The organism is Arachnia propionica (assembly GCF_900637725.1).
Classification (GTDB): Bacteria; Actinomycetota; Actinomycetes; order Propionibacteriales; family Propionibacteriaceae; genus Arachnia; species Arachnia propionica.
The window spans coordinates 1,703,265-1,715,927 of sequence record NZ_LR134406.1; the positions used below are offsets into that span (position 1 = coordinate 1,703,265).

Annotated in this window: 13 protein-coding genes, 1 tRNA gene, 2 pseudogenes and 1 other annotated feature; of the genes and pseudogenes, 8 read left to right on the forward strand and 8 right to left on the reverse strand. The window is 63.8% G+C overall.

The genetic code is table 11. The features are described 5' to 3' along the window. Genes EL272_RS07550 through EL272_RS07575 form a run of 6 tightly spaced genes read right to left on the reverse strand, consistent with a single transcriptional unit; the run spans window position 1 to window position 6,665 of the window. On the reverse strand, window positions 1-261 hold the full coding sequence (locus EL272_RS07550) for a monovalent cation/H+ antiporter complex subunit F (RefSeq protein WP_014846615.1): 261 nt from the start codon (window positions 259-261) through the stop codon (window positions 1-3). Then, complete coding sequence (locus EL272_RS07555) at window positions 258-698, reverse strand: Na+/H+ antiporter subunit E (RefSeq protein ID WP_341459820.1); 441 nt, start codon at window positions 696-698, stop codon at window positions 258-260. Before EL272_RS07555 ends, EL272_RS07550 begins: the two co-directional genes overlap by 4 nt. Continuing rightward, the gene (locus EL272_RS07560; RefSeq protein WP_014846617.1) at window positions 617-2,137 is read right to left on the reverse strand and encodes a monovalent cation/H+ antiporter subunit D family protein; all 1,521 of its coding nucleotides are present in this window, start codon (window positions 2,135-2,137) and stop codon (window positions 617-619) included. The genes EL272_RS07555 and EL272_RS07560 overlap by 82 nt, the downstream gene beginning before the upstream one ends. Beyond that, window positions 2,134-2,466, reverse strand: coding sequence for a sodium:proton antiporter (locus EL272_RS07565; protein ID WP_014846618.1), 333 nt, complete (start codon window positions 2,464-2,466; stop codon window positions 2,134-2,136). The genes EL272_RS07560 and EL272_RS07565 overlap by 4 nt, the downstream gene beginning before the upstream one ends. Further along, a complete protein-coding gene (locus EL272_RS07570; RefSeq protein ID WP_061786975.1) occupies window positions 2,463-5,420 on the reverse strand; it encodes a DUF4040 family protein in 2,958 nt (985 codons plus the stop codon). The genes EL272_RS07565 and EL272_RS07570 overlap by 4 nt, the downstream gene beginning before the upstream one ends. Before the next feature lie 48 nt (window positions 5,421-5,468). Next, entirely contained in the window at window positions 5,469-6,665 is a 1,197-nt protein-coding gene (locus tag EL272_RS07575) for a L,D-transpeptidase (protein ID WP_159424521.1), read from the reverse strand. A gap of 117 nt (window positions 6,666-6,782) precedes the next feature. Between EL272_RS07575 and EL272_RS07580 the strand changes: the two genes are divergently transcribed. The 6 genes and pseudogenes from EL272_RS07580 (at window position 6,783) to EL272_RS07595 (ending at window position 10,296) form a co-directional block, all read left to right on the forward strand. Further along, window positions 6,783-6,856 (forward strand) — tRNA-Pro (locus tag EL272_RS07580). 182 nt (window positions 6,857-7,038) lie between these two features. Then, window positions 7,039-8,264, forward strand: a protein-coding gene (locus EL272_RS07585) for an IS3 family transposase (RefSeq protein ID WP_110644194.1) whose coding sequence is annotated in 2 segments (ribosomal slippage) — window positions 7,039-7,312 and window positions 7,312-8,264 — 1,227 coding nt in all. Because the reading frame shifts where the segments join, the coding sequence is not laid out codon by codon here. Further along, window positions 7,311-7,424: a sequence feature (AL1L pseudoknot), on the forward strand. Its footprint overlaps the gene before it by 114 nt. A 24-nt stretch (window positions 8,265-8,288) precedes the next feature. Further along, window positions 8,289-8,465, forward strand: a pseudogene (locus EL272_RS16030) (IS256 family transposase); the annotation flags it as partial. Window positions 8,466-8,488: 23 nt separating this feature from the next. Next, a pseudogene (locus tag EL272_RS07590) lies at window positions 8,489-9,561 on the forward strand (phage major capsid protein); the annotation flags it as partial. 120 nt (window positions 9,562-9,681) lie between these two features. After that, a complete protein-coding gene (locus EL272_RS15420; protein WP_197720328.1) occupies window positions 9,682-9,993 on the forward strand; it encodes a head-tail connector protein in 312 nt (103 codons plus the stop codon). A gap of 15 nt (window positions 9,994-10,008) precedes the next feature. Continuing rightward, complete coding sequence (locus tag EL272_RS07595) at window positions 10,009-10,296, forward strand: head-tail adaptor protein (RefSeq protein ID WP_073969939.1); 288 nt, start codon at window positions 10,009-10,011, stop codon at window positions 10,294-10,296. Here the strand turns inward: EL272_RS07595 and EL272_RS07600 are convergent. After that, window positions 10,293-10,871, reverse strand: coding sequence for a hypothetical protein (locus EL272_RS07600; RefSeq protein WP_061786970.1), 579 nt, complete (start codon window positions 10,869-10,871; stop codon window positions 10,293-10,295). The two genes, EL272_RS07595 and EL272_RS07600, sit on opposite strands and share 4 nt — an antisense overlap. Here EL272_RS07600 and EL272_RS07605 point away from each other — a divergent pair. Both EL272_RS07605 and EL272_RS07610 read left to right on the forward strand, forming a co-directional pair. Further along, complete coding sequence (locus EL272_RS07605) at window positions 10,870-11,388, forward strand: HK97 gp10 family phage protein (RefSeq protein ID WP_244926051.1); 519 nt, start codon at window positions 10,870-10,872, stop codon at window positions 11,386-11,388. The two genes, EL272_RS07600 and EL272_RS07605, sit on opposite strands and share 2 nt — an antisense overlap. A gap of 94 nt (window positions 11,389-11,482) precedes the next feature. Further along, window positions 11,483-11,734 (forward strand): hypothetical protein, encoded by a 252-nt coding sequence (locus EL272_RS07610; protein ID WP_244926052.1) that lies wholly within the window; start codon window positions 11,483-11,485, stop codon window positions 11,732-11,734. Here EL272_RS07610 and EL272_RS07615 read toward each other — a convergent pair. After that, complete coding sequence (locus EL272_RS07615; RefSeq protein WP_061786969.1) at window positions 11,715-12,653, reverse strand: hypothetical protein; 939 nt, start codon at window positions 12,651-12,653, stop codon at window positions 11,715-11,717. The genes EL272_RS07610 and EL272_RS07615 overlap by 20 nt on opposite strands. Between the last annotated feature and the right edge of the window lie 10 nt (window positions 12,654-12,663).

Genomic DNA, 12,663 nt, shown 5'->3' on the forward strand with positions numbered 1-12,663 from the left:
TCATCTCCTCCCCCTGGTCATGATTCTTGCCAGCGCGATGGTGGCCAGGATCCCGAGTATCGAGGCCAGCAGAGCGGCGTCCACCGAGACGCTGGAATGGTGCAGCATCCCGAACATGGCGAGAATCCCGATGCAGGAGAAGAAAACCAGGTCTCCCACCACTGCCCGCGTCGCGGAGTCGGGGGCGGTCATCACCCGCAACAGACCCAGGAGAACGGAGACGGCGAGCAGCCCGATCGCGACCCAGATTGCGAGACTCATCTTTCCCCCTTCGGCATTCCATGGCGTCGCAACGCGTGCAGCAGGTGCCATTCCAACTCTGCCAGGCCATCGATGACGGAGGCGCGCTCCGAGTCGAACAGCGAATGAACGAACACCGAGGGTCCCCGGGTCTCGTCGCCGGGGCAGACGCCGAGCACCAGGGTGCCCGGTGTGATGGTGATGGCGGATGCGAACATAGCGATCTCGAAGTCGGTGGTGGCGCGCATCGGGTATTCCACAATGGCGGGGCCGGCCATCGGTTTGGGGCGCCACGCCGCCACCGCCACGTTCCACGACCCGATGACAATCTGGGTGGTCAGGTACCACCACCACGAAAGCAGTCTAAGAACCTGCATCACTCGCTCACCGCATCCACAGAGGCCACATAGGCGGAGACGTCGATCAAACCGTGGGCGGCTGATTCGAACAGCGGCCACACCCAACCGACGCCGAAGAACAGCAGCACGGAGATCCCGATCAGCAGGGTCGATGGCCACAGCATCCGCCAGGACACCTTCGCGTCGTCGGCGATCGGGGTCGGCACGCCACGTGAGGTGGTGGGGTCGTCGGGCAGGTAGTTCTTCATGGGCGCTCCCCAGAAGGCCTCTCGCCACAGGCGCTGCAGGGCCATCAGGGATGCGACGGAGGCCAGGGCCACGCAGCCCATGAGAAGCCATCCCGTAACCGGGTCGGCCTGGGCGGAGGCCCCCAGCAACCCGACCTTCCCCCACAGCCCCGAGGTCGGCGGCAACCCGACCAGCGAAGCCAGCCCGATGGCGAAAGTGGCCGCGAGCCACGGATCGCGGCGCATCAGCCCGGAGAGCCGGTCGAACCGTCCCGAACCGTAGACGTTCTCGACGGCGCCCGAGGCCAGCACCAGGCCCGCCATGGTGATCATGTGGTGAACCATGTAGAACAGTCCCGCCGCCACGGAGAACTCGGTCAGCACAACCAGGCCGATCAGGATCTGCCCGACCCCCGTGACCATCTGGAAGGCGAGCGACCCCCGGATCCGGGATTCACCGAAGGTCGAGAAAGCGCCGACGACGATCGTCGCCACCACCACGGCCGTCAGCACCGGGAGCCAGGGAGCCGGCCCGTCGAAGACGGTGGCATAGACCCGGTAGGCGGCGTAGATGCCCACTTTCGTGTGAATCCCGGCGAACAGGGACATGATCCCGGCAGAGGTCGCGGGATAGGCGCGGGGCAGCCAGCCGTGGACGGGAACCACACCTCCTTTGACCAAGAGCGCGAACAGGATGATCGAGGTGGCCAGCGAGACCTGGGGATCTCCGCCCTTGCCCGCCAGAGCCGCCAGGTTCACCGATCCGATGGCCCCGTAGAGCAGACCGACGCCCATCACGAGGATGGTGGAGGTGACTATGTTCACGATCACGAACATCCGTCCGATGCCGAGCCTCCGCCAGGATCCGGTCACCGCGATCAGCGCGTAGGAGGGCAGGAGCATCACTTCCACCCACACGAAGAGATTGAACAGGTCACCGGTCAGAAGCGCCCCGTTGACACCTGTGTTGAGCAGCAGGATCAAGGGGACCACGAAACGGTAGCGATCCTCCTTGGTGAGCATCAGGAAGATGCCGGAGACCATGGTCAGGAAGGCGGTGACCACCAGCAGCAGGGCGCTCAGGGTGTCGGAGACGAAGACGATACCCATCTTCTGTTTGTAGGAGCCGATGGAATGCGCCAGGGCGGGGGTGTTCTGGTGGAACACCAGGAGCGCCGCTCCACCAATGAGCGTCGCCGACGACACCAACAACAGCACGATGCGCTGCACGACGGGGCCCCGCAACAACACGGTGACTCCCGCCGACAGGAGCGGGACGGCGACGAACAGGGGCAGGATGGCGGAGTTCATGCGCGGTGGGTCTCCCCCGTCTCAGGATGGCGCAGCATGTTGTCGTTGCGCCCGATGACGGCCATGGCGAGCATCAGGATGCTCGTGGCCAGGGTGATCACGATCGCGGTCAGCACGAAGGCCTGCGGGAGAGGATCCGCCACCGTTACCGTGCTGGTGCCGTCGGTGATGGGTTCCGTCCGCCAGCCCGGCACACCAGTGGTGAGCAGGACGAAGTTGACGGCGTGGCTCAAGAGCCCGAGCCCGAACACGGCGCGCACCATGGAGCGCTGGAGCAGGAGGTACACCCCGCCGGTGACCAGGACGAAGATCGTGGCTATCAGGATCATTTCTTGGTTTCCTTCGGACGGGTGCCCTCGGTGATGAAACGGGTCCGGATCGCGGGACGCCGGGGACGTTCCCCCCGCACGGTCTCCAGCGGCCCCGGAAGTTCACCCTCCAGCAACTCGTCGATGCGTTCGCGGGTCCCCTCGCCCCCGGCCCTGGTACCCCGGGTGGCGCCCAGCACGTTGAAGGAGACGAGTATCAGCCCCAGGACCGCCAGGTACACGCCGGCGTCGAAGATCATCGACGTGGTCAGGTGGGTTCCCAGGATTTCCCCGTGGATCGGTTGCAGGAAGGAACCGGTCAGGAACAGGTCGAGAAAACCAGTGGCGACCGCCAGCATGACTCCCCCGCCGACCAGGAACAGGGGCAACCGGGGCGGGCCCACGGAACGGTCCTTGGCGGTCGACAGGTAGATCAGTCCCACCAGAGAGGAAGCCACCAGGGCCGCATTGAAGCCCCCGCCCGGGCTGTTGTGCCCACGCCAGAACAGGACGGCGGAGATCACTATCAGCAGTGGGGTCATGAAACGAAGCATCACCTGGAGGCTGACCGCATTGGGCCACGCTTCCATGATCGCGCGGTGCGCGCGCGAGCGCGGGTTCTGGTTTATCTGCAGCGCCGTCACCGGAATCAGATAGGGGTCGTCTCCTGGCGGATCGATGTAGCGGTCCCTCACCGTCGAGAGCAGAGCCAGGATGGCGACCGCCGTCATGGCGAGCACGCTCAACTCACCCAGGGTGTCGAATCCGCGGAACTCCACGAGGATCACGTTCACGACGTTGTCGCCCGAGGCAAGTTCCTTTGTGCGTTCGAGGAACTCCTTCGCCAGATCCGACTTGTCGCGCCGCGCGGTCAGGGCCCAGGTGAGAGCCGCGACTCCCCCACCCACCAGCGCGGAGGCGGCCAGGGTCAGCAGGTTCCGGCCCCGGCGGCGCACTGGGAACCGAACCGGAAGCCGCTGAAGCACGAGCATGATCACGATGATGTTCAGACTCTCCACCAGAAGCTGGGTGAGGGCCACGTCGGGGGCTCCCAGAGCCAGGATCTGAACTGTCGCGAGGATCCCCACCGCCGACAACGACAGCACCGATGCGATGCGCACCCGGGAAATGCAGACCCCGATGGTTGCCGCGGTGATGAGGACGAACACGACGACATCGATCGACTTGGTCAGTCCCGGCTGTTGAGCCCGCAGGCCGGTGAGGTTGGCCGCCCAGCTGCCCGCCAGGCCGATCACTCCCAGCGAACCCAGGATCGAGACGATGTGCCGGGTGGCGGTGTCCGAGGCCACCGAGCGGGCCAGCAGCGCGCCGAGACGACGAGTCCACTCCGTGAGGTGCCACATGGCCTTGGAACCGTTGAGCGGGAATCGATGCTGCAGCACCCAGTCGACCAATGTCCTGCGCCGCCACGCGATGACGGACCCGAGGAGCAGGATGCCCACCGTCGCGTACAACTCCGTGCCGGGGCCGTGCCACAGGGCCAGGTGAACCCCGGGTGCCGTCCCGCCGAGAGCCGCCCCGGCGGCCGATGCCACCGGGCCCGACAGTCCCCCGAGCCAGGCAATCAGGGGCACGGAAACCAGGATCGGTAGCGCAGCACTTCCCGCGAGCAACGGATCGTGCATGTGCACGGAACGATTCTCGTCGGTGCCGTCGAAGAAGATTCCGAGCAGGACACGGGCGCAGTAGACGAAGGTGAGCACGGAACCCAGAACGGCCACCAGGAAAGCCGCCAAACCGGTCCACGACGCCCCGGGAGCCCCTAGCAGCGAGGCCAGGATCGCTTCTTTCGAGACGAAACCCAGCATCGGTGGAATGCCGGCCATCGACGCGCATCCCAGCGCCATCACCGCGAAGCTGAAGGGCATCCGCCTGTACAGTCCGGGCGGGAAACGACGAAGATCGCGGGTGTCGGTGGAGTGATCGATGACACCCACCATCATGAACAACCCGGACTTGAACAGAGCGTGCGCAATGGTGTGCAGCACCGCCGCGGCTATACCGGCCTCGGTGCCCAACCCAATGCTCGCGGTCAGCAGACCAAGCTGGCTGACCGTGGAATAGGCCATCAGCTTCTTGGCGTCGGTCTGTTCCAGGGCGAAGTACCCGCCAACGCAGGTGGTGATCAACCCGACCGTCACCAGAAGACCGTTCCACACCGCGTTCGCGTGCAGGACGGGACTGAAACGCAGCAGCAGGAAGATGCCGGCCTTGACGACCGCCGCGGCGTGAAGATAGGCGCTGACCGGGGTGATCGCGGCCATGGCGTCCGGGAGCCACACGTGGAATGGGAACTGGGCCGCTTTCGTGAACCCGGCCAGGGCCACCAGGACGGCTATCAGCGTGGTGAACCCAGGATCGGAGGCCCACACCTCGTGGGAGAACACCCCGGACAGCGAGGTGGTGCCGGTGCGCCACCAGATTGCGGCGATCGCCAGCAGGAGCAGGACACCGCCGACAAATGTGATCAGGAGGGTGCGCATAGAGGCGCCCTCACCCGCGTTACCGGCGGATGCGATCAGCAGGAAGGACGCCAGGGACGTCAGTTCCCAGCAGATGAACAGCAGCACCAGGTCATCGGCGAGCACGAGCGCCTGCATCGAGAGGGTGAAGGCCGTCATCACCTGGTAGAAGGCGTAGTTCCTGCCGACCGCGAGGTAGCGCGTCGAGTAAACAAACACGACCGCGCCGATCAGCAACGCGATGAAGCTGAAGACGAGGCCCAGACCGTCCGTCGCGAAGGCCAGCCGGATGCCGAGGGCAGGCAACCAGTCCACGGACCAGGCCGGCCGCTCCCCTGCCATCACGGCACCGGCGGCGGGAGCTTCGAACACAGCGGCCGCCACGTAGAGCGCCGACAAGGGCCACCCTGCGTTTCGCCCAAGGAAACGGACGAACAGCGGGGTGGTCACGAAGGCCAGTGCGAGAAGAATTACGGGAACGATGACAGGCATGGGCGCAGTCATCCTAGCAATCCGGCCCGGTATCGCCCCTCGGTCAACTCACGAGCCGGAAGCCGAGAGCGCTTTCCACTCTTCCCACGAGTAGAGCCACACCCCCATCCCCTCGGAGGGCTTCATCTTCCTATCGGACCCAGTGAACTCCACGACATCACCGATGCTGGTGCCCTTGTAGAGCCACCCGGCGTTGTCTGTGCTGAGTCCGACGCAGCCATGACTGACGTTCGCCTTCCCCTGGGAACCGACCGACCACGGGGCGGCATGAATGAACTCACCTGTCCAGGTGACTCGCATGGCGTACTGTGCGTCCAGGTTGTAGGCCTCGGAACTGCCCGAGGGAATAGCGATGGTGTCGGAGTTCATCTTCAGGCTGTCGTATTTCTCCAGGATCAGTTTCGTGCCGGAACGGGTGACGAAACCCTCCTTCCCCGTGGTGGAGGGCAGGGTCTTGACCACTTCCCCGTTCTCGACGACTGTGGTGGTGTAGTTCGCGATGTCCACCTTGATGACACGCGACACGTTCTTGATGGAGAAGGCACCGCTGGAGTCCTTCTTCAACCAGGTTTTATCGGTCGCCTGCACCCCCAGCCACTTCAAATCCAGGGAAATCTTCGTTCCCGGCTTCCAGTACTCCTTCGGGCGGTAAGCCAGCTCGGTGTCACTGATCCAGCCCCACGACCCCTCCTGCGTTGGGGTGACGGTGACCTTCGCATGTTTCTCGATGGATGCGCGGTACTCCTGCGGGATGGCCCGGCTGAACTTCACGTACGCGGGCATCCCCACGCCCAGGTTGTCATCCATGTAGGGCAGGTTGAAAGTGGTCTCGGCGGAGCCCGGTGAAACCGTCTTGAAGCTGGCCTCCTTCGTCGTGCCGTCGCTGGCGGTGGCGGCGAGCTTGTACTCCGTGTTCAGTTCAAGGGCCTTCGAGGGGGTCCAGGCGTCCTTCTCGAAGGTGCCCTCCACCGCGCCTCCCGGTCCCGTGACCGTGGCGTTGGTGATGGTGCCGTTCTCCAGGCTCAGGGTGACGGGGTCACTGGGCAGGGCGGCGTCGGTTGAGGACGTGATGGTCAGAGCCCCGGCCGGTGCGACCGGGGAGGGTGAGGTTTCCTGGGTGGAGGATGCTGTGGGGGTGGTCTTCTCGGGGGTGTTGCTGGGAGTCGTGTTCCCCGGGGAACAGGCTGAAAACAGGAGCGTCGACCCCACCAGGGCGACAAGCAGGGAGCGGAGGCGCAGGTTCATGATGACAAGAGTACGACCGGGGTCCGTCAAGACGGAGTCGGTGCCTTCCTGGCGCGCCCGATTGGCGTCCCCAGCCGTTCACCCGCTAAGCTACCCGAGCCGCACGTTGAGCGGTTTCGGGCTGTGGCGCAGTTTGGTAGCGCACTTGACTGGGGGTCAAGGGGTCGCAGGTTCAAATCCTGTCAGCCCGACAATGTGATGTCTCAGGACATTGGCATGGCCTGAACCTCCGTTGTGGAGGTTCAGGTTTTTTTCTTTGGGTCGATGGGTTGGTAGTCGCGGGTGGGGTCGATGGTGAGTTCGCGGATGATCTGGCCGGTTTGGGTGAACCGTCCTGGGTTTGGTTCCGATCCAGTTGAAGGAGAATTGGAACATGCCCAAGAAGTACAGCCCAGAGTTGCGTGAGCGCGCGGTCCGATTGGTTCTGGAACGTCAAGCGGTCAAGGGAGGTCCGCGTTCGCGTTCGATCCGGGCTATCGCCCCGCAGGTCGGCGTTGGTGAGGAGACCTTGCGGTTGTGGTGCAACCGATACGGCCCCGAGGCAGAACCAAGGCCTGTGGCCGAGTCCTTGGAGGAACAGAACAAACGCCTCAAGCGCGAGCTTGCCGAAGCCCGCCGCGCCAATGAGATCCTCAAGGCTGCGTCGGCTTTTTTCGCCAGGGAACTCGACCGCCCCACGACGAGATGATCCGGTTCATCGACGAACACCGTGACCGTTTCGGGGTCGAGGCCATCTGCCGTACTCTGCGTGCGACTACGTGTGGGTTCATCACCTCCCGCGCCTATCGGGCCGCCAAGACCCGCCCCGCCTCGGCACGGGCCCTACGAGATGAGGTCCTGCTACCTGAGATCAAACGGATCCACCAGGAGAACTACAGCGTCTACGGGGTACGGAAGATGCATCACGCGATGCTGCGTTCCGGCTGGCAGATCGGTCGTGACCAGGTCGCCCGCCTGATGAGGATCGCCGGCCTCCAGGGCGTACGCCGCGGCCGGAAACCACGTACCACACGCCCTGCCGGACACCCCGATACCCGCCTCGATCTCGTCGAACGCCGGTTCACTGCCGAACGCCCGAACCAGTTGTGGGTTGCCGACATCACCTACGTGCGTGTCCTGACGGGATTGTGTTACGTCGCGTTCATCACCGACGTCTGCACCCGCCGCATCGTGGGCTGGGCCGTCTCGGCAAGCCTGCATACCACAGGACTACCACTGCTGGCTCTTGAGCACGCCCTGCTGAGCACAGGCACCAGCCGCGGCCATGAAGGCCTGATCCACCACAGCGACAAAGGCTCCCAGTATGTCAGCCTGGCATACTCGGAGGCACTCATCACCGCAGGGGTAACAGCCTCCGTGGGCACCGTGGGCGACTCCTACGACAACGCCCTGGCCGAAACCGTCAACGGGCTCTACAAGACCGAACTCATCCATTCCAAACACCTGTGGGAGTCCATCGAGGCCGTCGAACTGGCCACGATGGAGTGGGTCCACTGGTGGAACACAGCCCGCCTGCACGAGGCCCTGGACTACCACACCCCCACGGAAGTCGAAGTCGCCTACACTCACCACCAGGACCCAACACCCGTTGCGCCCTAACCCCGGAAAAAAACTCAGGACGCTTCAATCCGCAACATCGAGGACAAGAGGGCCCGTGAACGAGCCAAACAGGCCGGCAAACCCAGAGCCCAACGCACGACCCCCGGGAAACTGGTTGAGGGTTTCACCGTCCAGGGCTGGACCAGAGCCCTCAACGAACTCGCCATCCGCTACCCCGAACGATTCCCCCAAACCAACTAAACCCAACCATTTACACAAACAACTTGACAAGCTCGGAGACCGCCAAGGCCTTCCTCGACGACCACCGCAACACCGACGGCATCCTGTCGGCCGAAGACGACGCCACCTACGCCCGCATGGAAGCCGACATCGACGCCCTCACCAACGAGATCTCCCGCTCCGAGCGGGCCCAGCGCCGCGACACCGCCACCACGCTGGCATCCATACCCGGAGACACCGAACCCGAACCCGCACCGTCGAACCATCGCGCCACCGACACCTACAAGCAGGCGTTCTGGAACGCGATGCGACTCAACGCCTCCCCGCCCGAGGTCCGCAACGCCCTGCCCGAGGGCGTCGACGCTGAGGGCGGCTACCTCGTCCCCGACGAGTTCGAGCGCACCCTCGTGCAGTCCATGGCCGACCAGAACATCATCCGCCCACTGGCCCGCGTCATCCAGACCACTTCCGAGTACCGCAAGATCCCCATCGTCGCCACACACGGCACCGCGACCTGGCTCGACGAAGGCAGCGCCTACACCGAGCCCGACGCGAAGTTCATCCAGCTGTCCCTGTCGGCCCACAAGCTCGGCACCTTCCTCAAGATCAGCGAGGAACTCCTCAACGATGCCGCCTTCGACGTCGAGGCCTACCTGACCGCCGAATTCGCCCGTCGCATCGGTGCCGCCGAAGAGGAAGCCTTCATCGCCGGTGACGGCAAGGGCAAGCCCACCGGCATCTTCGACGCCACCGCCGGAGCCCAGGATGGCGTCACCGCCGCCACGGCCGCAGACATCACCGCCGACGAACTCATCGACCTGCACTACGCGCCCCTTACCGCAAGAACGCCGTCTGGCTGATGAGCGACTCCACCGTCAAGACCGTCCGCAAGCTCAAGGACGGCAACGGCCATTACCTTTGGCAGCCCGCCCTCACCGCCGGATCCCCCAGCCTGATCCTGGGACGCCCCGTCTACACCTCCACCTTCGTGCCCGAAATCAAGGCCGGAGCCCGCAGCGTCGCCTTCGGTGACCTGGGCTACCACTGGATCGCCGACCGTCAGGGCCGCTCCTTCAAGCGCCTCAACGAGCTGTTCGCCGACACCGGCCAGGTCGGATTCCCCGCCACCCAGCGCCTCGACGGCAAGCTCATCCTCCCCGAAGCCGTCAAGGTCCTCCCCACAAGTCCGGCACCACCGGCGCATAACTCCCCACACTGGCGAAAGGAGGTGGCGGAAGTGCCTGACCTGATCGACCAAGTCAAGACCAACCTCGTCTTGACCCACGACCTCGACGACACACTGATCGCCCACCTGATCGGTGCCGCCACTTCCTGCGCCACCGCCTACCAGCACCTGCCCGACGCCCACTACGACACCCACCCCATGAGCGGCACCACCAGGCAAGCCATCATCATACTCGCCAGCCACTTCTACGAATTCCGCGGCGGTGCCACCGCCGGATACTGGGCCGACAAACCCGACACAACCGACGCGGTCTGGAACGCGGTCAACACCCTGCCGCGGCTCGACCGCGACTGGAAAATCTAGACAGGACACCCTCACATGGGACTAGGCCAAATGCGCATCCTGATCGACCTCATCGCACCCATCACCACCACCGACCCGGCCGGATTCGAAACCCGCCACGCCACCGCCGCTTGGGTCAACCGGTCCGCCTACACCCACACCACCGACTGCTTCCACATCCGGGTAATCCCCGGCCTGAAGGTCGATCCATCCATGGAACTGACCTGCGACCGCGGACGCTTCATCATCGACACCGTCGAGAACATCGGCGGACGCTACCTGGAGATCCTCGCCCACCAGTGCGCTCCGGAGCATGCCAGCTAGCTTGCCTCGTCGAAGATGCGCCTCTGCTCAGCTAGGTACTCCTCCAGACTTACGACCTGCGCCATCTCCGACTTCGGCAACTGGGCAGGTTCATTTTTCTGAATGAACCCGCGACTGTAACTGATCAGAGACTCGAGGACCTCACCGTCGATCATATCGCTCGTGGCCATTCCCGTGATGCTTCTGAGTTCGGCCAAGGCGAGGTCGAGTCCATCGATGACGACGAGATTCATCTTCTGGGAGACGATCGCTCTCATGTATGCCGACAAGGCGGTTTGGAGCCGCAGTTCCGCCTTCTTGACCTTCTTGCGCTTCACCGCGAAGACAGCAACTGCGGTCCCGCCCAAGGCCGCGGCCGCTACCGTCCCCGCCACGAGCGCCACCTTGTTCGCCTCGGCAAACTTCCGAGCTACGCCGATGGCCTTGTCCAGTTTTGGAGTGGGTAATTCCTTGAGATGCGTCACGATGTGACCTGCGCCGTCGCGGACAACGCCGCCGTATCGAACGAATTCACCGGTGGCCAAGCCCGCCTCAATGCGTGGAGGGATCACGAAGGCAATCTGCTCAATGGACATGGCCACCATCCTTACTGCGACCGCAGCCGCATCATCCCAGCTCGTACTGCAAACTCTACTTCTACGCGATCAGGAGGCCAGCGTGGCAAAAGCCCAAATCACCCTGACCACTCGGTTCATCGACAGCCTCCAAACGATCAGCTCTGCTATCGATGCCTGCGCCGACGATGTCTTGCACGCCGGAGCCAGCATCGTCGAAGCCCGGATGCGCTCCAACCTCCAACAGGCCATCAGGCAAGGACAGCACCCGTCGCGCTCTACCGGGCAACTTCTGTCCGCGCTCGGTACAACCTTGGTCAAGGTCAACTCCCGTGGAGACCACAACATCAAGGTCGGGTTCGTCGAGAACCGCACCGACGGACGTAGCAACGCGCTCATCGCCAACGTCCTCGAACACGGCCGCTTTAACCAGCCAGCCCACCCCTTCCTGGCACCCACCCGATCCCAGACACGAGCCCCGGCCGTCGCCGCCATGAAGCAAGCTCTCGCCTCCCGAATCAGTCAGGTACAGCCATGAGCCTGCTTGAAACCCTCAACCAGCTCGCCCAACAGCTGGGCTGCCGTCGGCCGTCGCGCTGTACACGAAGATACCGGCCCCAGACACCTACCTGGTGATCACACCACTGGTCGACACGCTCGAGGCGTTCGCCGACAACGTCCCCGGCGTCCAGACCGAAGAAGCCCGCATCGCACTGTTCACCCGCGGCAACTATCTACCCCTGCGCGACCGTCTCACCACGGCTCTGCTGGACACCGGTCTCGCCATCACCGGCAGGCAGTACATCGGCTACGAGGCCGACACCAAATTCCACCACTACGCCATCGACATCGCTGGGTGGGCGGCTACCGGCCTGCCTGCATGAACTTCGCGGAGAAGATCGGTCCTGGCCGCAACGTGACTGTTCCGTCCTCGGGCCAGTCAACCTGAGCCCCCGCGCGAGTGGCCTCGTCCATCGTTTCGCGGAAGTTCCCCATCTGCGGCTCGATGGTCCCATCGGGCGCCCAGTAGTAGATGTTGCGGCTCAGTACGCATCCGGGGTTCTCGTATCCAGCCTCTGGGGACAGCGAACGCAGCAACTGTGAAATCCCAATCAGGTCAGCTACTCCGGATCCTGGGGTGGGAACTCGATACATGAACGTCGCTCGGTCCGGGACAGCGAACAAGAGACCATCTTGCGCGTTGACACCAAGCTGCTGCACGAGAGTGGACATGTCGGCTGCTTTGGAAGCAATGAACATCGAGTCGCCCGTAATGAAGCGAACATCTTCCTCGTTGAACATCTCATCAATGGGCTCAGAGTTGGTGTTCTTCTGCCCTTGGGCAAAGAGGTCTTCCGTTGCTATACCCAGTTCAGCGAGTGCATCATCGGTGAGTTTCGCCACGTGGGTGGGGAAATCAAGGCACAATATCAGCGACAAGTCGTCGCTGAAGCGCCGCGCGTAGCCATAGCCTTGGATCTCGGCAAAGGGGACCAGTCGGGTGCGAATCATGGTCATGATCTCTTCTCGAATGGGAGCAGGCCCTGTTTCGGACTCGACCGTGGACACCACCACCTCGAGCCAACGCTGAAGGCGTGGCTCCCACTCGGCCACCGAACCCACCATGAGATCGTCGGCGACGTTCTCCATCGATAACATGCCCTGCCCCGCGATCCTCAAAGCCTTGCCGGAGTCGGTCAGCACAGGATCGGCCGAGATACCCCGGCGCTGGAGCTCTTCCATCAGGTAGCCCTCAGCACCATTGAGGATCGAGTCCCGGTCCATGCTCGGAGTGTTCGTCATCTGCGTTCCT